The sequence below is a fragment of the Micromonospora sp. DT46 genome, assembly GCF_049841735.1.
GTDB lineage: Bacteria > Actinomycetota > Actinomycetes > Mycobacteriales > Micromonosporaceae > Micromonospora > Micromonospora reichwaldensis.
Map to the genome: position 1 here is coordinate 233,521 of NZ_JBNCKW010000004.1, position 18,154 is coordinate 251,674.

At 74.2% G+C, this 18,154-nt stretch carries 19 protein-coding genes; 11 read left to right on the forward strand and 8 right to left on the reverse strand.

Translation table 11 applies throughout. The features are described 5' to 3' along the window. Positions 1-31 precede the first annotated feature (31 nt). Positions 32-1,681 (forward strand): right-handed parallel beta-helix repeat-containing protein, encoded by a 1,650-nt coding sequence (locus ACLQ20_RS12495; protein ID WP_425855920.1) that lies wholly within the window; start codon positions 32-34, stop codon positions 1,679-1,681. A 340-nt stretch (positions 1,682-2,021) separates the two neighbouring features. Continuing rightward, positions 2,022-3,287, forward strand: coding sequence for an Ig-like domain-containing protein (locus ACLQ20_RS12500; protein ID WP_425855570.1), 1,266 nt, complete (start codon positions 2,022-2,024; stop codon positions 3,285-3,287). Between the two features lie 160 nt (positions 3,288-3,447). Here the strand turns inward: ACLQ20_RS12500 and ACLQ20_RS12505 are convergent, their stop codons facing one another. Next, a complete protein-coding gene (locus ACLQ20_RS12505; protein WP_327028617.1) occupies positions 3,448-4,464 on the reverse strand; it encodes an SMP-30/gluconolactonase/LRE family protein in 1,017 nt (338 codons plus the stop codon). 153 nt (positions 4,465-4,617) lie between these two features. On the opposite strand from ACLQ20_RS12505, the gene ACLQ20_RS12510 reads away from it, so the two are divergent. Further along, positions 4,618-4,968, forward strand: a complete 351-nt coding sequence (locus ACLQ20_RS12510; RefSeq protein ID WP_425855572.1) for an STAS domain-containing protein — start codon at positions 4,618-4,620, stop codon at positions 4,966-4,968. 223 nt (positions 4,969-5,191) lie between these two features. On the opposite strand, the gene ACLQ20_RS12515 is transcribed toward ACLQ20_RS12510, so the two are convergent. Both ACLQ20_RS12515 and ACLQ20_RS12520 read right to left on the reverse strand, forming a co-directional pair. Continuing rightward, complete coding sequence (locus ACLQ20_RS12515) at positions 5,192-5,584, reverse strand: FKBP-type peptidyl-prolyl cis-trans isomerase (protein ID WP_151453536.1); 393 nt, start codon at positions 5,582-5,584, stop codon at positions 5,192-5,194. Positions 5,585-5,776: 192 nt separating this feature from the next. After that, positions 5,777-6,352: a DoxX family membrane protein gene (locus tag ACLQ20_RS12520; RefSeq protein WP_225852041.1), complete on the reverse strand. Its 576-nt coding sequence runs from the start codon at positions 6,350-6,352 to the stop codon at positions 5,777-5,779. Between the two features lie 214 nt (positions 6,353-6,566). On the opposite strand from ACLQ20_RS12520, the gene ACLQ20_RS12525 reads away from it, so the two are divergent. After that, entirely contained in the window at positions 6,567-7,265 is a 699-nt protein-coding gene (locus tag ACLQ20_RS12525) for a CBS domain-containing protein (RefSeq protein WP_357576250.1), read from the forward strand. 484 nt (positions 7,266-7,749) lie between these two features. Then, positions 7,750-8,637 (forward strand): TerC family protein, encoded by an 888-nt coding sequence (locus ACLQ20_RS12530; protein ID WP_425855921.1) that lies wholly within the window; start codon positions 7,750-7,752, stop codon positions 8,635-8,637. Positions 8,638-8,661: 24 nt separating this feature from the next. On the opposite strand, the gene ACLQ20_RS12535 is transcribed toward ACLQ20_RS12530, so the two are convergent. Further along, positions 8,662-9,390, reverse strand: a complete 729-nt coding sequence (locus ACLQ20_RS12535; protein ID WP_425855575.1) for a helical backbone metal receptor — start codon at positions 9,388-9,390, stop codon at positions 8,662-8,664. Positions 9,391-9,533: 143 nt separating this feature from the next. Between ACLQ20_RS12535 and ACLQ20_RS12540 the strand changes: the two genes are divergently transcribed. Then, the gene (locus tag ACLQ20_RS12540) at positions 9,534-10,406 is read left to right on the forward strand and encodes a phytanoyl-CoA dioxygenase family protein (protein ID WP_425855577.1); all 873 of its coding nucleotides are present in this window, start codon (positions 9,534-9,536) and stop codon (positions 10,404-10,406) included. Between the two features lie 19 nt (positions 10,407-10,425). Here ACLQ20_RS12540 and ACLQ20_RS12545 read toward each other — a convergent pair whose 3' ends face one another. Beyond that, positions 10,426-10,992 carry a GNAT family N-acetyltransferase gene (locus ACLQ20_RS12545; RefSeq protein ID WP_327028612.1) on the reverse strand — a complete coding sequence of 189 codons (567 nt, stop codon included), beginning with the start codon at positions 10,990-10,992 and terminating at the stop codon, positions 10,426-10,428. 152 nt (positions 10,993-11,144) lie between these two features. On the opposite strand from ACLQ20_RS12545, the gene ACLQ20_RS12550 reads away from it, so the two are divergent. Both ACLQ20_RS12550 and ACLQ20_RS12555 read left to right on the forward strand, forming a co-directional pair. Further along, entirely contained in the window at positions 11,145-12,029 is an 885-nt protein-coding gene (locus tag ACLQ20_RS12550; protein WP_425855578.1) for a hypothetical protein, read from the forward strand. A gap of 325 nt (positions 12,030-12,354) precedes the next feature. Further along, positions 12,355-13,608: a hypothetical protein gene (locus ACLQ20_RS12555; protein WP_425855580.1), complete on the forward strand. Its 1,254-nt coding sequence runs from the start codon at positions 12,355-12,357 to the stop codon at positions 13,606-13,608. A 52-nt stretch (positions 13,609-13,660) separates the two neighbouring features. On the opposite strand, the gene ACLQ20_RS12560 is transcribed toward ACLQ20_RS12555, so the two are convergent. Next, positions 13,661-14,911 (reverse strand): MFS transporter, encoded by a 1,251-nt coding sequence (locus ACLQ20_RS12560; protein WP_192581310.1) that lies wholly within the window; start codon positions 14,909-14,911, stop codon positions 13,661-13,663. A 65-nt stretch (positions 14,912-14,976) separates the two neighbouring features. Between ACLQ20_RS12560 and ACLQ20_RS12565 the strand changes: the two genes are divergently transcribed. Further along, complete coding sequence (locus tag ACLQ20_RS12565; RefSeq protein ID WP_358121874.1) at positions 14,977-15,195, forward strand: hypothetical protein; 219 nt, start codon at positions 14,977-14,979, stop codon at positions 15,193-15,195. 34 nt (positions 15,196-15,229) lie between these two features. Here the strand turns inward: ACLQ20_RS12565 and ACLQ20_RS12570 are convergent, their stop codons facing one another. Further along, positions 15,230-15,577, reverse strand: a complete 348-nt coding sequence (locus ACLQ20_RS12570; protein ID WP_132234604.1) for a histone-like nucleoid-structuring protein Lsr2 — start codon at positions 15,575-15,577, stop codon at positions 15,230-15,232. 136 nt (positions 15,578-15,713) lie between these two features. Beyond that, positions 15,714-16,355, reverse strand: coding sequence for a response regulator transcription factor (locus ACLQ20_RS12575; protein WP_151453526.1), 642 nt, complete (start codon positions 16,353-16,355; stop codon positions 15,714-15,716). A 58-nt stretch (positions 16,356-16,413) separates the two neighbouring features. Here ACLQ20_RS12575 and ACLQ20_RS12580 point away from each other — a divergent pair, with 58 nt between their 5' ends. Beyond that, positions 16,414-17,145 carry a sensor histidine kinase gene (locus ACLQ20_RS12580; RefSeq protein WP_425855583.1) on the forward strand — a complete coding sequence of 244 codons (732 nt, stop codon included), beginning with the start codon at positions 16,414-16,416 and terminating at the stop codon, positions 17,143-17,145. An 86-nt stretch (positions 17,146-17,231) separates the two neighbouring features. Further along, positions 17,232-18,101, forward strand: a complete 870-nt coding sequence (locus ACLQ20_RS12585; RefSeq protein WP_151453524.1) for a manganese catalase family protein — start codon at positions 17,232-17,234, stop codon at positions 18,099-18,101. Positions 18,102-18,154: the final 53 nt, after the last annotated feature.

Consider the following 18,154-nt stretch of genomic DNA (forward strand, 5'->3'; position numbering starts at 1 on the left):
CCGAGGGGAGGACGAGGTGGCCTATCCGGACATGCCCTCCGCCGGCGGCGTGCGCCGTCACGCGGTGGCCGGCGCCCCGCTGCTCTGCGACGCCCGGGAGCACGGCCTGGTCGGCGACGGGACGGCCAACGACCAGCCGGCGCTCGCCGCGATGGTGGACCGGCTCGGCGACGCGTACGCCGCCGACGGCCGGGCCCGGATCATCTACTGCCCGCCCGGGGTCTACTCGATGCGGGACTCGGGCACCGTGTGGCGTACCGGGGTGTCGCTCGTCGGCGCCGGCCCGGGGGCGACCCGCTTCGTGCTCAGCAACGCCGGCAACCGGGCCGATCCGGCGCCGCTGGCCTTCTACACCGCGATCGAGCACGGTGCCGACCGGAACCGGCACCTGGCCGACTGCACGTTCGCCGACTTCGAGATCGACGGCTCGGGGGTGGCGTCGGCGGACTACAACCCGCTGGCCAAGGGACTCGGTCTCCAGTACGTCGTGCGGGGCACCTTCCGCAACCTGTACATCCACCACACCGCCGCCACCGGCCTGGGCTGCGACTTCCTTCAGGACTGCCTGATCGAGGGGGTGCTGGTCACCGGGTGCGGGCGGCTGGACAACGGCACCGAGATGGGCGGCGCGGGCATCGGCATCGGCATCGGCGGCTGGGGCAGCGTCGAGCGCTTCAACATCGTCAACTGCAGCGCGGTGGCCAACGCCACCAACGGCATCTTCCTGGAGTTGCAGGAGGCGGACCACCTGCGCCCACGGGGAGTGCGGATCATCGGCTGCCACGCCCAGGGCAACCGCTTCGGCATCTCCGACTGGGGTGCCAACGGCCTGATCGTCTCCTCCTGCACCATGACGGGGAACCTGGAGGCGGGCTTCCACGTCTCGGCGAAGGGCACCACGCACACCGCCGGGCGGGGCGGCATCCTCACCGACTGCGTCATCGACGGCAACCTGCGCGACGGGGTGAGCATCGGCAACACCCCCGGTCCGTACACGATCCGCGGCAACCGGATCAGCGGCAACGGCCGGTACGGCTACCACCAGCGCAACCTCGGCGGGTCCGAGGAGCACGTCGCCGAGGAGATCGTCATCGAGAGCAACGACTTCTACGGCAACAGCGCCGACGCCATCCGCATCGACCGTCCGGTCCGCGACGTCTTCCTGGTCGCCAACCGGATCCGCAACAACGGGCGGCAGTGGGCGCCCGCGACGAGCGCACACGGCGACTCGGTGCGCTACACCGGGAAATCCGTGGTGGACCGGCGGGCGACCTGGCCGAACGACGGCCACCGGGGCAAGGTGGTGCGGGTCGGCGAGCGCATCGCCGTGGTGGCGGCCAACGACGACACCGAGCTCACCCTCGCGCCGATCCGGCCGGACTCCCCGAGCGCATGGAGCGGGGGTACTCCGGCACCGGGCACCCCGTACGAGCTGCCCGCCGGGCCGCCGGTGCGGGCCGGCATCGCGATCAACGCGGCCGTCGAGTCGGCCACCATCCGGGGGAACCGGATCTGGGACAACCGCGAGCCGAGCACCCAGAACCACGGACTGTGGGTCACCGAGCAGGGCAGCTGCGTGGACTGCCGGGTCGAGGACAACGACTTCGCCGGCAACGCGGACTCCGCCGTCCGACTGGACACCCCACCGGTCGGCGGCCGGTGGGAACGCAACCACGGCTGACGACGACCGGCCGGGGCGGCCGGCCCGTCGGCGGCGGCGCGCCCGGTCGCGTCCTGCCGCACGGCGTCGCCCCGCCGCCGGATCGCGGGTGCGGGACGGCTGTGCGCTGACACCGACGACGCCGTGGCCCAACCCGGACGCGGCGGGATTCCGGGGGCCGCCGGTGGGCGTGCCGGACGATTCCGGACGGACCCGGAAACCGGCGCGTGCGGCCCCTTTCCGTGCAGTGCGGGAAATGCTTCCCATAATTGCTTTCTGCAATTCCGTGGAAATTGCGCGTCCACCCGGCGCAGCGTGGAGAGAATGTGGCTGAGGACACCAGACAACGGGGGGACGCATCATGGAGTTGAGGCGGCGACTGACGGTGCTGGCCGTGACCATCGCGGCCACGCCGTTGGCCCTCGGCGGGTGCACCGCCGACCGCAAGCCGGGTGCCCGGCCGGCCGAGGGGCAGGCGGCGGCGCCGGAGTTGACCGTGACGCCCACCGACCGCGCCCGCGAGGTGCCGATCACCGCCGAGGTGGGGACCGCGGTCAGGAACGGGAAGGTCACCGCCGTGCGGATCACCGACGACAAGGGTGCGCAGGTCGCGGCGGAGCCCCGGGAGGACGGCTCGGGCTGGGTGCCGAAGGCGCCCCTGAAGCCGCGGCGCACCTACACGGCGGAGGTGACCGCCACGGGCGACTCGGGCACGACGACGACCCGGAAGACCACCTTCACCACGATGCCGAAATCGACGAAGCCGGAAATCACCAGCACGTTGTACTTCGCCGGTGATCGGACGTACGGCACCGCGATGCCGGTGACCGTGGCGTTTGACCCACCCATTCCGAAAGAGGCCAGGGACGACGTGCAGCGCCGATTGTTCGTGAAGACGGATCCGCCGCAGCCGGGTGCCTGGTCGTGGGTGTCCGACGGCAGTCAGGCCTATTACCGGGCTCCCGATTTCTGGCGCCCGGGGACCAGCATCAGCGTCCGGGCCGGGCTGGAGGGCCTGCCGATCGGCAAGGACCGGGTCGGCGACTCCGACCGCACGGCCACGTCGAAGATCGGCCGGCAGGTGGCCCTGGAGATCGACAACGCGACAAAGCAGATGTCCGTGCTGCGCGACGGGAAGGTGGTCCGCAAGCTCCCGGTCAGCATGGGCAAGCCGAGCACGCCGACCTCCAGCGGCAAGATGGTGATCATGGAGAAGTACGAGTTCACGACGTTCGACACCCGGGGCTCGGCCGACCCCTACGTGGTCGACGTCGAGGACGCCCAACGGCTCACCTGGGGCGGCGAGTTCATCCACGCGGCGCCGTGGTCGGTGGGGGACCAGGGCAACACCAACGTCTCGCACGGCTGCACCAACGTCTCCAACGAGGCCGCGGACTGGCTGATGGGCGTCACGCAGGTCGGCGACCTGGTCACCATCAAGGGCACCGAGGTCGAGCTGACCGAGGGCAACGGCTGGACGGCCTGGAACGTCAGCTGGGACGAGTTCGTCAAGGGCAGCGCGCTGCCCGTGCCGGCCGGGCTGCGGCCGTCCCCGTCGGCCGTGCCGCACCCCGGTGCGGTGGCCGGAGGCTCGCCGGCGCCGGCGCCGTCCGTCCGCGGCGGCTGATCCGACCGTACGCACACCCGGGGGACCGGTCCGCCGCCACGCGGGCCGGTCCCCGGCGTGGCGGTCGCACCGGCGTCTCCCGCCGACCCCGCCACGCGGGCCGGTCCCCGGCGTGGCGGTCGCACCGGGGCGTTCCCGCCGACCCGTCCGGCGTCGGGGCTCAGCCCAGCGGCACCCGGGCCACCCCGGGGCCCGTGAGGCTGCCCAGCCACAGGTGGTCGCCGTGCTGGCGCACGCCGGTGACCATGTCGTAGGTCCCGCGCGGGCCGTGCAGGGTCCGCAGCACCCGCCCCTCGCCGTCGACGAGGGCCACCAGGCCGTAGCGCAGCGGCTTCGGCTGCACCGCCGCCGGCAGCACCGCCACCAGCTGCCGCAGCCGGGGGTGGGGCAGCAGCCGCTCGACCACCGGCACGCGGGGGCTGGGCAACGCGATCCAGTACGTCCCGTCGCCCACCGGGGTCAGGTTGTCCGGGTACGCCGGCAGGTCGGCCAGCACGGTGACCGCGCCGTCGGCCAGCGCGACCCGCACCAGTCGATGGGCGGCGGTCTCGACCAGCATCAGCGCCGACTCGTCCGGGGTGAGCGCGAGCCCGTTGGGAAAGTAGAACCCGGCGCGGACGACGTCGGTGCGCCCGCTGCGCGGGTCGTACGCCAGCACCCGCCCGTTGGGCCGGTGTTCCAGCAGGTCCCGCTTCCAGTGCGAGAGCGGGAAGCGGTCGGACGAGTCGGTGAAGTAGACCGTGCCGTCGCGGGCGACGGTGGCGTTGTCGGCCAGGTTCGCTCTCGCCCCGAGGCCGCCCAGCTCGCGCACCGCACCGTCGCCGGTCACCCGCAGCAGCCCCCGGTACGCGTCGCAGACCACGAGGCTGCCGTCGAGCGGGTCGACCTCCACGCCCAGCGGCCGGCCCCCGGTGTCGGCGAGCAACCGGGGTCGGGTGCCGGGAGGCGCGTCGACCGGCCACCACCAGAGCCGGCCGTCCTCCGTCCCGCTGACCACCCGGCCGGACGGGTCGACGACCACGTCCTCCGGGCCGGAGACCCCGTCGGGCAGCGGCAGCAGCTCCACCGAGTCGAGCCGCCGGTCGGCGGGCGTCCACGGCCCGTCGAGCGGCGGCGGGACCGTGGCGGGCTCGCGGACGGGGCGGATCAGCCGGGGCGCGCGGCGGGGAGCAACCATCGGCTCATTCTCGCCCGCCGATGTGCAGCCCGCAGGCCCTCGTCGCGTCATCCCTGAGGGGGATCCGGGAGTCTCGGGGTATGACCCTGGGCGTACCCGGATCCGGTCCCTCAGCAGGGCGGAATTGTCGGTGGCGGGGGATAGGTTCGTCGCATGGGACAGCGCGACGACCGGCTCCACGTGAACATCACCGTGGCCGACCACGAGGTGGAGGTGCGGGCGACCGGCGAGGTCGACATCGCCACGGTCGCCGCGTTCCGCTCCGCGCTCTGGGCCGCCCCGGCCCGGCCCGTTCTCCGGCTGGATCTCTCCGGCGTCCGCCTGCTCTCCGCGGCCGGGGTGCGGGCGCTGGTCGCGGCGCACCTGCGCGTGCGCGCCCAGGGCGGTGAGCTGGTGCTGGTCCGCCCCGACCCGGTGGTCGAGCGGGTGCTGCGGGCCACCGGCCTGCACCGGGTCATCCCGGTCGTGGACCCGTGCGCCGACCGGGAGCTGGTGCCCTGCTGACCTCCGGCGCCCGAGGCCCAGGGGGCACGGTGGCGTGCAGCGCCTCGACCGGGAGCCCGCCCAGCCAGTCCACCGGCCGGTGCGGGCCGGTACCGACGGGGTCGTCCACCGTCCGCACCGGCCCGCAACAGGGGTTCGCCGTCCACTCGAGCGGTGCACCGTCCGTTCGGAGGGATCATCCCCCGCCCGGCGGTGCCCGACCGCTCGGTGGGTCATCCTCCGCTCAGCGGACGCCGAGCAGGTCGACGACGAAGACCAGGGTCTCGCCCGGCTTGATGGCGCCGGCGGCACCCCGGTCGCCGTAACCCAGGTGCGGCGGGATGGTCAGGCGGCGCCGGCCGCCGACCCGCATGCCCACGACGCCCCGGTCCCAGCCGGAGATGACGTGACCAGCGCCGAGCTGGAACTCGAACGCCTCACCCCGGTTCCACGAGGAGTCGAACTCGCGACCGTTGGAGTGCGCGACCCCCACGTAGTGGACGCTGGCCAGCTGCCCCGGCTGGGCCTCCGGCCCTTCGCCGACGGTGATGTCCTCGATGACGAGGTCGGCGGGCGGCGCGCCCTCGATCGGACCCACCTCGGGCTTGCCTGAGCGAGCGCCTGCTGCCTGGTTCATTCGGGAGTCTCCTACCGTTTCGGTCCTGATGTCCGTCACCCGAGATCCTGCCCGATGGCATCCGAACGATGCATGGCGGTCCCGGCGCACGCGTCGCGACCGGCCCTCGGGGCGACGGCGTGACGCGGTGGGCACGCCGAAGCGGGCGTCACCGGTGGTGACGCCCGCCGAGGGGGGAGGTGCCGCGCCGGGTCACCGCAGCCAGGGGAACCGCCGCACGATCGGGAGCTTCGCCCACGTCGCGCCCAGGCCGAGGGTCGCGCCGGCGTTGACCAGTGCGAGACCGACCAGCAGCGCCGCGTTGATCAGGTGCTCGTCCATGAAGGGATTGTTCTCGGGAGGCAGGACGACCGTCCACATCATCACGTAGAGCACCGCTCCCGCGACGGCGGCGATCCGCATCCCGATGCCGAGCAGCAGCGCGACGCCGATCGCGGCCAGGCCGGCCATGAAGAGCACGTCCGCCCAGGCGGCCCCGGCGATGCCCTGGTAGAAGTCCGCGAACGGGCCGGCCGCGCCGAAGGTCAGGAAGCCCTTGGTGGGGCTGCCGCCGTCGATCCAGGCGTTCTTCGCCTCGGTGGCGAACCCCAGACCGAAGACCTTGTCCAGGAACGCCCAGAGGAAGGTCCACCCGAGGGCGATCCGGATGCCGGCGAAGACGTACCGGGCGGCCCGTTCCCTGGGGGTCTCGCCGACGTGCCGGGTCTCCGCCACCGCAGCGTCGGTCCCGACGGTGGTGCGCTCGATCGTCGCGGCCATTGTCTCCACGTCCCTTCGTGTGCCTGGCACCGCGCTTTCCGGTGGCATCTCCATTGGACGCCCGCCGGCGCCGGGCGGGCAGGGCCGACCGGGCCCCACCGGACCGGGACCTTTGACCCCTCCCGGACCGGTCCGTACGGCCGTGCCGGTCCGGTCCGGCGGCCCTGACCCGGCGGCGCGTCGCGGTCGTAGCGTCGCGGTGGGGAACGACAGGGAGGTCGTGATGAGGACGTGGCAGGTGGGCGACGTGATGACCCGGGAGGTCACGACGGTGGGGGAGGAGACCCCCTACCGGGAGATCGTCGACGCGTTGGTCCGGCGGGGCATCAGCGGGGTGCCCGTGGTGGACGGCTTCCGTCGGGTCCTCGGCGTGGTCTCCGAGTCGGACCTGCTGCACAAGGTCGAGCGGGCCGGCCACCCCGACGAGCGGCGGGTCTTCGAGGGGCGACGACGCCGCACCGCCCGGGAGAAGGCCGAGGCGCTGCTGGCGCGTGACCTGATGACCGCCCCGGCGGTGGCGACCTGGCCGGAGGCGACGATCTCCGCCGCCGCCCGGCAGATGGACCGGGAGTCGGTCAAGCGGCTGCCGGTGCTCGACGACCTGGGCCGCCTCGTCGGCATCGTCACGCGCGGTGACCTGCTGCGGGTGCACCTGCGCACCGACGCGGAGATCCGCGAGGACGTGGTGCAGGAGGTGCTGCGCCGGGTGCTCGCGGTGCGGGACGGGCTGGTCACCGTCCGGGTGCGCGGGGGCGAGGTGACGCTCGACGGCCGGTTGGACCGGCGCAGCGCCGTCGAGCTGGCGGGCCGGCTCGCGGGGCAGGTCAGCGGCGTGGTCCGGGTGACCAGCACCCTCGCCTACGACGTCGACGACACCGCGCTCGCCGATCTGGACCCGGCGCGGATCGCCCCGGTGGCCTGACGTCCCGGCCCGCCTGACATCCGTGCGGGCCGGGCGCGCCTGAAGCCCGGACGGGCCTGAAGCCCGGAAGGGCCTGAAGCCTGGAAGGGCCGGGCCGGTCGGCGGCGCGAACTGTCCGGCCCGCCGGGGCGTCGAACCGTCCCGTCGACGGCATCGACTTGCCCGGACCGCCGCCGGCCGGTGGGCGGCTCGCCTAGGCTCGGGATCGGGACGCGCTCCGGGCCCGCCGCCGGGCCGCCGAGGACGCACCCGCGCCGCAGGCCGCCGAGGACGCACCCGCGCCGCAGGCCGCCGAGGGCGCACCCGCGCCGCAGGCCGCTGGGGGCGTGTCCGCGCCGCAGGCCGTCGGGGACCGCGCGAGCCGGCCCGGGCCGCGCGTCGGGAGCGGAGCCGCCGTCGGGGATGCGGAGGACGCCGGGTGGACGAGGCGACGTTCGCGGCACCCCTGTGGGCCTGGGCGGCGGTGGGCGCGGTCATCGCCGTCATGCTCGCCGTGGACCTGCTCTCCCACCGCGACAACCACGTCATCGAGCTGCGCGAGGCGCTGCTGTGGAGCGGCGTCTGGATCACCGCGGGGCTCACCTTCGGCCTGGTCGTCTGGCTGTGGCGGGGCAGCGAGCCGGCCGTGGCGTACTTCTCCGGCTACCTGCTGGAGAAGGCGCTCTCCGTCGACAACGTCTTCGTCTTCGCGCTGCTGTTCGGGTACTTCCGGGTGCCGGCCGCGTACCAGCACAAGGTGCTCTTCTGGGGGGTCGTCGGTGCGCTCGCGTTCCGGCTGGCCTTCATCTTCGTCGGCGCCGGGCTGCTGGAGCGGCTTACCTGGGCCGGCATCGTCCTCGGCGCCTTCCTCATCTGGACGGGGTGGCGGCTCGCGGTACGCGGCGAGCCGGACGTCGACCCCGACCGCAACGTCGTGGTGCGGGCGTTCCGGCGGCTGGTGCCCACGGAGCCGGGCTACCACGGCGGCCGGTTCACCGTCCGGGTCGACGGCCGGCGCAGGGCCACCCTGCTGCTGGTGGCGTTGGTCGCGATCGAGGCCACCGACGTGGTCTTCGCGATCGACTCGGTGGCGGCGATCCTGGCCATCACCACCGACACGTTCCTCGTCTGGACGGCGACCGCGTTCGCCGTGCTCGGCCTGCGCAGCCTCTACTTCTGCCTGGCGGGGCTGCTGCGGCACTTCGGCTACCTGCGGTACGGGCTGGCCTTCCTGCTGGCCTTCGCCGGGGCGAAGCTGATCCTGGCCGAGACGCCGGTCGGGAAGCTGCCGGTCTGGTCGACCCTCGCGGTGGTGGTGCTGACGCTGTCGGTCGCGATCGGGTGGAGCATGGTCGACGCCCGTCGGGAACGGCGCCGGCGCGCGGGCGGGTGACCCGGAGCGGTGGGGCCGCGACGGTCAGGCCGGGTGCACGACCGGGTCGGCGAGCTGGGCGGAGAGCACGGCGGGCGCTTCGGCGAGCGACGGGCCGTACCAGGTCAGGTGCCTGCCGGAGAGCAGGGCGCAGGGGATGCCGGGGAACGCCTCCGGCCCGTCGTCGGCGGTGAAGCGGTACGGCTCGTCTGGCAGCACCACCAGCTCCGGCGCGCGGGCGCGCAGCGCGTCGAGGCTCGGCCGGGGATAGCGCTCGACGTCGTCGGCGTACGCGTTGGTGACGCCGAGCCGGCGCAGCACGTCACCGGCGAAGGTGTCGGCGCCCAGCACCACCCACGGTCGCCGCCAGACCGGCACCACCGCCCGGCGGGACGGCCGGGCGGCGGGCAGCCCGGCCCATGCCCTGCGGGCCCCGGCGAGCCACTCGGGTTCGGCCGGGGCGCCCAGGTCGCGGAGCAGGTCCGCCAGCTCGGTCAGCGCCTCGTCGACGGTACGCGGATAGGTCACCCGCACCGGCACGCCGGCGGCGGTCAGCGCGTCGGCGTCCTCCCGGCGGTTCTCCTCGACGTTGAGCAGGACCAGGTCGGGGCGCAGCGCGCGCACCCGGTCCAGGTCCGGGTACTTGCTCCCGCCGACCCGCGCCACGTCCAGCCCGGCCGGGTGGGTGCACCAGTCGGTGGCGCCGACCAGCAGACCCGGCAGGGTCAGGGCGACGGCCTCGGTCAGCGACGGCACCAGCGAAACGACCCGCACCCCGCGTACCTCCCCGGTCCGTGCGCCGACCACCGGCGTACCGGTCGATCATGCCCCGACCCGGGGCGGGGGTGGCGGCCCGGGCGTGCCTTGCGGCGTCTCTACAACGTTGTAATACTCGCCTGGTCCCGTCAGGAGGTTCGATGAGGTCCCACTCCACCGCGCCCGCGCCGCGCACCGACCAGCCCGTCGCCCCCGTCGAGGACGAGGAGGTTCCCCTGGCGGCGCTCGGCGACCTCTACCGGGACGGCATCACCGCCTGCCGGGGCGCCTTCGCCGTGGACTGGGTGGACCGGGTCGGCGAGGACGTCGAGGCCGCCTTCCGGGAGGCCCGCTCCCGCCCCGACGGCGCGGTCGGCCGCGGCCCGCAGCGGTGGTACGTGGAGATCCACCCCGAGCAGCTGCGCGGCTTCGTCGACCTGGTGACCCACCCGTGGGTGGTCTCGGTGTGCCGGGCCGTGCTCGGGCCCGACTACCAGATCGTCGAGCTCGGCTTCGACATCCCGTTTCCCGGCGCGGCCATGCAGCCGTGGCACCGGGACTTCCCGATGCCGGAGGACACCCGCCGGCAGCGGCGGCTGACCTCGTTGGCCTTCAACCTGACCACAGTGGACACCGTGGCGGAGATGGGTCCGTTCGAGATCGCCCCGGGCACCCAGTGGGACGACGGACGCGACTTCGACCACCAGATGTTCCCGCCCAGGGAGCGCCACCCCCGCTACGCGCAACGGGCCGTCCGCAAGTATCCGCGGCGCGGCGACATCTCCGCCCGGTCCGCGCTGACCGTCCACCGCGGCACGCCGAACGTCTCCACCCTGTCCCGCCCGGTGCTGGTGCTCGGCGTCGACGCGCCGGGAGCGGGCAACGCCGCGCACCACGACATGGCGGTCACCCGGGGGTACTGGGCGGGCCTGCCCGAGCAGGTGCGCGCCCACCTGCCCTGCCCGGTGGTCGACGCCCTGACGCCGATCCGGCAGAAACACACCATCGAGGGCCTGGTGATGGGCGCGGAGTGACAGTCGGCTCGCGCCGGGCCTAGCCGGCGTCGCGGCGCAGCCACCGCTGCCGGGTCAGCGCGTACTCCACCTCGCCGTGCTCCGCGCCGTCGATCAGCTCCGGCCAGTCCCCGACGTACGTCCGCACGAGCCGTAGCCCGGACTTCTCCATCACCCGACGCGACGCGGCGTTGACGGACATCGTGTTCGCCGTGACCCGCTGCACGCCGAGCGCGGTGAAGCCCTCGTCGATCAGCGCCCGGCAGCCCTCGGTGGCGAGGCCGACGCCCCAGGCGGACCGGCGCAACCGGTAGCCCAGCTCCACCTCGCGGGCGTCGCCGTCGCGGGTCGGGCGGAACTCGAACCAGCCCAGGAAGTCGCCCGAGCCCCGGCTCAGCGCCGCCCACCACCCGAGTCCCGGCGGGCGCCGGTAGTGGGCGAGGATCCGGGGCAGGACCCGCTCCCGGACCGCCTCCGGCGGGGTGGGGCGCCCGCCGGTGAGGTACCGCATCACCTCGGGGTCGCCGTCCAGCTCGACTAGCAGGTCGGCGTCGTCGGCGGTGAACTCGCGCAGCACCAGCCGCTCGGTGCCCAGGAAGACGCTCACCCGCCCATCCCACCGGCGCGGGCGGGCGATCTCAAGCGAATTGCGGGCCGACGGCCCGAGGGGCACCACCGGCGCGCCGGTCATGATCGACCGCCTAGACTCGCCCCGGCCGACGCGTCGGCCTCGGTCGGCGGGACGGACGGATCAGGCGGATGACGAGCACCGGTGGTGGGGGCGGCTCCTGGTTGCGCGCGGTCGCCGGGGACGGTGGGCGCGGCCCCCTGCTCGCCCGGGGCGGCCAGCTCGTGCACGGTCCCCGCCGGCTCGGCGAACTGGTGCAGGGGCGTCCGCCGGGCGTCACCGGCAGCCAGTGGAGCACGGCCAGCCGGGAGGGCTACGACCTCGTCGTCTGCGCCGCCGACACGGGCCGGCCGGTCTTCGCCGTCGAGGTCGGCCCCGTCGCGGCCCCCGGCTCCGCCGCGCAGCGGGCCGAGCGGCTGAAGAACGCGGTCGCCGAGGCGGTCGGCCTGGCGGTGCTGCGAATCGGGTCCCCGACGCTGCGGGCCGAGGAGCACGGGCGCCGGATCGTGGCGTACGTGATCGACGCGCGCGCGTACGCGGCCCTCGGTGCGGGGGAGCCCGACGACACGGGGGTGCCCCCGATCGGCTTCCGCGACATCCTCGGTCGGCTGCCCGACGGGCGGACCGGGCACGTCAACGACCTCGGCGCCCTGGCCCGGGCCGCCGCCGTCGAGGCGTACGTGTCGCGGCGGCTGGCCGACCCGATCGTGCGGGGGCTGCACGTGCGCTGGACGGGCGGGCCCGCCGAAGGATGGAGCTGGGTACGGGTGCGCCCCGACGCCTGCCTGGTGGAGCGGGTGACGGTGCACCCGCAGCGCGTCTCCGCCGGGGTGGATCCGGGGCGGCTGGCCGAGGACCTGGCGGCGGTGGCCGTCGGGGAGCGGCTGCGCGCGCTGGACGCCGCCGAGGCGGTCCTGACGCCCTGGGACGAGTTGCTCGCCGAGATCCGGGGGCTGGAGTCCCGGCACGACGAGATGACGGGCGGCTTCGCGTTCGCCCACCTCTGCGCGGACTGACCCGCCCTTCTCCAATGCGCCACCGGTCGCCGACCCGGCGCACGTCACCGCTCACCGGCCCGGCACACGTCACCGGTCGACGCCCGGGCCCCGTCCGGATTCCCTGAATCGCGTTGAACCTTCGCGCCGGCCGTCCCGTACTCCTGCGGGAACGGACAGGATCCCCCGACCGCGCCGCGCGGCGCGGAAGACGGTGCGGAAAGGGCATCGTCGGTCATCGACGTGCCGCCGGTTCGCCCGACGGTCCCCGTCGGGTGCGCCCCTCAATTCCGTCGGTCCGCCGAGGTCTCAGATCAACTACCGGATCGCGAAGGAGAGCAATTCGATGCGCAGGTCCACACGGGCGCGCCGGTCATCCGGTAGCGCGCGGAGCAAGCGACTGCTGGCCGTCGTCGGCACGCTCGCGGTCTTCGGCGGGATCGTCGCCGTGACCCAGATCTCGTCGGCCGAGGACCGGCGGCCGACCAGCACCCGACCGGCCTCCGCCGCCTGCGTGGAGCCCAGCCCGGGCGCGACCGCGCCGAGCGGGCGGGGCACCAGCCGGACCTGGCAGGACGGCCGGTGGGTGCGCAACCACTGGGGGGACGGGCAGCAGTCGGTCGCCGAGTGCGAGCAGACGCGGGGCGGCGGCGCCGACAACGGCGGCTCGGCCGTGGCCTGCCCGGACGTGTCCAGCCGGCTGCCGCGGGTGCCCGACCGCGCCCGCGCCGAGGTCGACCGGAACCTGAACCTGCTGCAGACCCAGATCGCCGAGGCGGACCGGCGGCTGGCCGCCGAGGGCCGGCGGGGCGAGGAGTTCGTCCGCACCTCGATCCTCCAGCCGCTGGCCGGCAAGCGCCGGGCGACGCTGGAGCGGATCACCATCGCGATCGACCGGGTGGGCCCCCGGCCGCAGGGCCTGGCCCGGCTCGCCGAGTGCCAGGTGGCGCCGACCGGCGGCAACAACGGCGGCGGCAACAACGGCGGTGGCAACAACGGTGGTGGCAACAACGGCGGCGGCAACAACGGTGGCGGCAATGGTGCGCCCGGTGCCGGGCTGGGAGTGATCGCGAACGACTGCGAGGACAGCCGGTTGCAGCCGCACGACGGTTTCCAGAACGGCAACCGCTGCGTCAGCACCGCGTTCGGCGAGGTGGGTCCCGCGGCCGACAATCCGTCGCTGCTGATCACCGAGTTCCCCGACCGGGTCGGGGCGAACCAGCCGTTCACCCTCCGGGTCTCCACCCGCAACCTCGTACGGGACCGCTTCCTGGCCGCTGGGCAGGGCGGGTACTACGTGGAGAGCTCGCTGCTCAACGAGCAGGGACTGGTGCGGGGCCACTTCCACACCGCCTGCCGGATGCTGGGCAGCCTCCGGCAGCCGCCGCAGCCGCAGGAGGTGCCGGCGTTCTTCGTCGCCACCGAGGACAGCCGTGGTGGCGCCGAGCCCGACGACGTGACCATCCAGATCCCCGGGCTGCCCGGATCCGGCACCGCCCAGTGCGCGGTCTGGGCCGGCGACGGCTCGCACCGGGTGCCGATGATGGAGCGGGCCAACCAGACGCCCGCCTTCGACGTGGTGCGCATCCAGGTCGGCTGACGACCGCCGCGGGGCCGTCCGGGCGCACCCTGGCGGCCCCGAGGCGGCGCGTTCACGCCAGCGCCGCGGCCTCGCGCGGGGCGGCGGGCGCCGCGGCGGCCCGCAGGGCGGTGATCCGCCGGGCCCGGGGCCGCACCGCCAGGAGGTTGCCGGCGGCCACCAGCAGGGCCAGCCCGAACAGCCCCAGCCAGAGGACGTCGGTGGAGAACCGGGCGGCGACCAGGCCGCCCAGCGTCGGCCCGGCGAAGCTGGCGAAGGCGTGACCGAGCGAGTAGACGCCCTGGTAGCGGCCGCGCTGGGCGGCCGGCGCCAGGTCGGCGGTCAGCGCCGAGTTCGACGGGGTCATCAGCATCTCGCCGAGCGTCCAGACGCCCACCGTCAGCGCGTAGAACCAGACGGCGTCGGCCAGCGCGGTCAGGGCGAAGCCGGCGCCGATCACCACGACGGCCACGGCGACGGTGCGGGACCGGTCGAAGCGGCCGATCAGGCGGGGCACGAAGAGCTGCCCCAGCACGATCATCAGGCCGTTGACCGCGATGACCGGTCCGAAGGCCGACGCCGGCAGCCCATCGGCCTGCAACGCCACCGGCAGCATCGCGCTGCTCTCGATGCAGAGCCAGGCCAACCCGGTGAGGGCCGTGAAGGTCAGGAAGACCCGGTCCCGCAGCACGGTGCCGAGCCCGCCGGAGTCGACGCGGGCGACCTGCGCGACGGTCACCGGGGCGGGGCGCGACTCGGGCACGGTCAGGCCGATCAGCGCGGCGGTGCCGAGCAGTACCGCCGCGTTGATCGCGAACAGCAGCAGCGGCTCGACCCGGACCAGCAGGCCGGCCACGGTCGCGGCGACGGCGAACCCGATGTTGATCGCCCAGTAGTTCAGCGTCAGCGCGCGCAGGCGGTCCCGTTCGCCCACCACGTCGATGACGGTCGCCGTGAAGGCCGGCCGGGCGACGCCCAGGCAGAGCCCGAGCAACAGGGTGAGGGCCGCGATCGCCACGGGGTGCCCGCTCAGGCCCAGCGCCAGCGCCGCCGCCGCGGCGGCCACGTTTCCGGTCAGCATGGCGGGCCGCCGCCCCCACCGGTCCGCGACGATCCCGCCGAGCACGCCACCGGCCGCGCTGCCGGCTCCGTGCAACCCGATCACGATCCCGGCGTACGCGGGACTGAGGCCGCGTACCGACACCAGGTAGACGCCGAGGTAGATGGCGACGAAGCTGCCCAGCCGGTTGATCAGCGTGGCCGACCATAGGTACCAGAAGACGCGGGGCAAGCCCCCGGCCGTCTGGCTCCACCATCGCGTCATCCGCCACCCCCGAGATCCGCGCCGGTAATGCTCGACAAAGCTGTCGCTCATTACACTCGGGAAGTGTGGCGGCCCGGCTGCGCGCCGGGGCGATCGTGGCGATGATCACGCTCGCCGGGCCGGTGAACGGGCCGTTGTCGGCCGATCCGAAGCGACCCGGCGACCCGGCGATGGTCGAAGTGCAATCGTGGCGGGCCGGGAATGGGCCCGCTGGCGGGCGCGGGTCGTGCGAATGGATCGCCGTGGGAAAAGACCGGCGGGGCCGCGCTGATTCCTCAGCGTGACCCCGCACCAGCCCGAGCGTGAGCCCGGCGCCGGTCAGCGGTTCTTGTACGCCTCCACGACCTCGACCGGGATGCGGCCGCGCTCGGAAATCTTGTAGCCGTTCTTGGTGGCCCATTCCCGGATGGCCCGGTTCTGCTCGCGGTCCATTCCCGAGCCGCCCGGCGTGCCTGCCCGCCGGGGCGCCCGCCCGGTGTCGGCGGTTCCGCGACCGATCCGCCGGCCAGCGTTGATGTAAGGGTCGAGGGCCTTGCGCAGCACGCCCGCGTTCTCGTCGGATACGTCGATGGTGTAGGCCACGCCGTCCAGACTGAACTCGACGGTCCGGTCGGCCTTTCCACCGTCGAGGTCGTCGGTCAGGACCGTGATTACTTTTCTCGCCATCGTCAATTACTCCCTGTGTGGGGCGGGGTGTGGTCAAAGTTTGACGTATCCCACGGCTAATCCGCAACAATGCGCGTCGTCCTCATTTCGGCGCGTCGCGTTATCGCGGGAAAACGGCTCGGCGCAAAGCCCGGGGTCAGTCGCCGAGCAGACCGGCGTGACCGGCGAGCGCCGCCGCCTCGGCGCGGGTGGAGACCCGCAACTTCCGCAGCAGCGCGGCGGTCATCCGCTTCACGGTGCGTTCCGAGACGTGCATCCGTTCGGCGATCTCGACGGTGCTGCGGCCCGCCGCTATGGCCTTGAGCATCGCCCGTTCCTCGTCGTCCAGATCGACCGGGGTCGCCCGGCCGGTACGCAGCAACGCACGGAGCAGGTGCCCCGGCAGCACCGCCCAGCCGTCGAGGACGGCCAGTAGCGGGGGCAGCAGTTCCTCCGGCTCGGCGGTCTTGGGCAGGAAGGCCTCGGCGCCGGCGCGCAGCGCCTCCAGGGCGGGAGCCGGGTCCTCCGCGCCCGACATGGCCACCACCCGCACCCGGGGCGTGGTGCGCCGGATCGCCGCCACGGCCCGGATCCCGCCCGGGGGCGGCATGTGCAGGTCGACCAGCGCCAGGTCGGGCAGGCAGCGGCTGACCAGCGAGGCGGCGGCCGACGCGTCGCCGGTGGAGCCCACCACCTCCGCCCGCCCGTCGGTCGTGGCCGGCAGCAGCAGTTCCAGCCCGCGGACGAACAGCGGGTGGTCGTCCACGACGGCCAACCGGACGGCGGGGGGAGCGGGCATGCCTGGTCCGTTCCCGAGCGGGTACCGATCATGCGGCCGAACGAGGGAGGTCGGGCGGATGCGCGGACGGCGCGGGGGGCGGGGACCGTTGCGGCTGCTCCCGTGGGCAGGGCCCGAACCCGGTCCGGCCGACCCGGCGGCCCTGGACACCGACCCGGAACTGCTGCTGCGTGTGCTCTGCCACGAGTTCCGCACCCCGGTCAGCGCCCTCACCTCGCTCACCCGGGCGCTCGCTGACGAGAGGCTCCCGCTCACCGGCGACGACCGGCGCGCCATCACGGCACTGGCCCACGAGCAGGCCGTACACCTGCAGGGCCTGCTGCGGGACGCCGCCGCCGGCACCGGGGCCCTCGCGCCGGCGGCGGACCCGGCGGCGCCGTTGGCGCAGGTCCTGCGCGGTGCGGCGGCCCTCGTGCCCTCGCACCGGCGGCTGACCGGGGTGACGCGGCGGGCCGGGGGCTGCCCGGTGCCGCGGCGGCGGACCCGGCAGGTGGTGACCAACCTGGTGGAGAACGCGCTGCGGCACGGTCCGGCCGAGGGCCGCGTCGGCATCCACGCCGCGCTCGGCCGCTCCGGTCTGCGCATCGTCGTCACCGACGAGGGTCGGGTCGACCCGACCCTCGTCGAGGCGCTGCGCCGGCCCGCTCCCGCCGCCGGGGCCTCCGGGCTGGGGCTGTGGATCGTCCGGCGGCTGCTCGCCGCCGACGGCGGACGGCTGCGCCTGCACCGGCTGCGACCGCGCGGGGTGGCCCTCGAGGTGGTGCTGCCCGCGTTCCCCGCGACAGGTTGACCCCGTCGGGCCGCCGGTTGGCCCGATAGGGCCGGCCGTCGCGGGAACCGCCCCGGTGACAGCCCGACCGGCACCGAGGAGGACACGTGTTCAGCCACATGAAGGATCTGCAGTTCGAGGCCAAGCCGGACGGCCCGGACGCCGCGTTCGCCCGCCGGCTCCAGGAGATCCTGGGCGGCAAGTGGGGCGAGATGACCGTCGCCAACCAGTACCTCTACCAGGGCTGGAACTGCCGCCTGCCCGGCAAGTACAAGGACCTCTTCCTCGACGTCGGCACCGAGGAGATGGGCCACGTCGAGATGATCGCCACGATGATCACCCGGCTGCTGGAGAACGCGCCGCTGTCGTTGCAGGAGGCCGCCGCCGACAACCCGATGGTGGGCGCGATCTACGGCGGGTCGAACCCGGCGCACTTCATCCACGGCGGCGGCGGAGCGCTGCCGACCGACAGCAACGGCGTGCCCTGGAACGGCGCCTTCATCACCGCCAGCGGCAACCTGATGGCCGACTTCCAGCTCAACGTCACCGCCGAGGCGCAGGGCCGGCTCCAGGTGGCCCGGCTGTTCAACATGACCGACGACCCCGGGGTCAAGAACATGCTGCGCTTCCTGCTGGCCCGCGACACCATGCACCAGAACATGTGGATGGCGGCCATCGAGCAGCTCAAGGAGGACGGCCTGGAGGAGATGCCGGTGCCCGACGCGTTCCCGGACTCCAAGGAGTTCACCGAGCAGTTCAGCTACACGTACCTGGACTTCTCGCCCGGCACGGACGCGTCGGAGGGGCGCTGGGCGTCCGGGCCGGCGCCCGACGGCAAGGGCGAGTTCCGCTACGACCACAGCCCCCGCGCGCACGCGCCCGAGCCGGTCCTGCCGCCCGGCGACCCGCGGCTCTACGGCACGAACCCGGGCCTCGCCAAGGGCGCCGTCAACAAGGTCAAGAGCAAGCTCACCTGACGCCGTCGCGCCGGGTCGTCCGCGAGCGGCGGACGGCCCGGCGGCGCCGTACC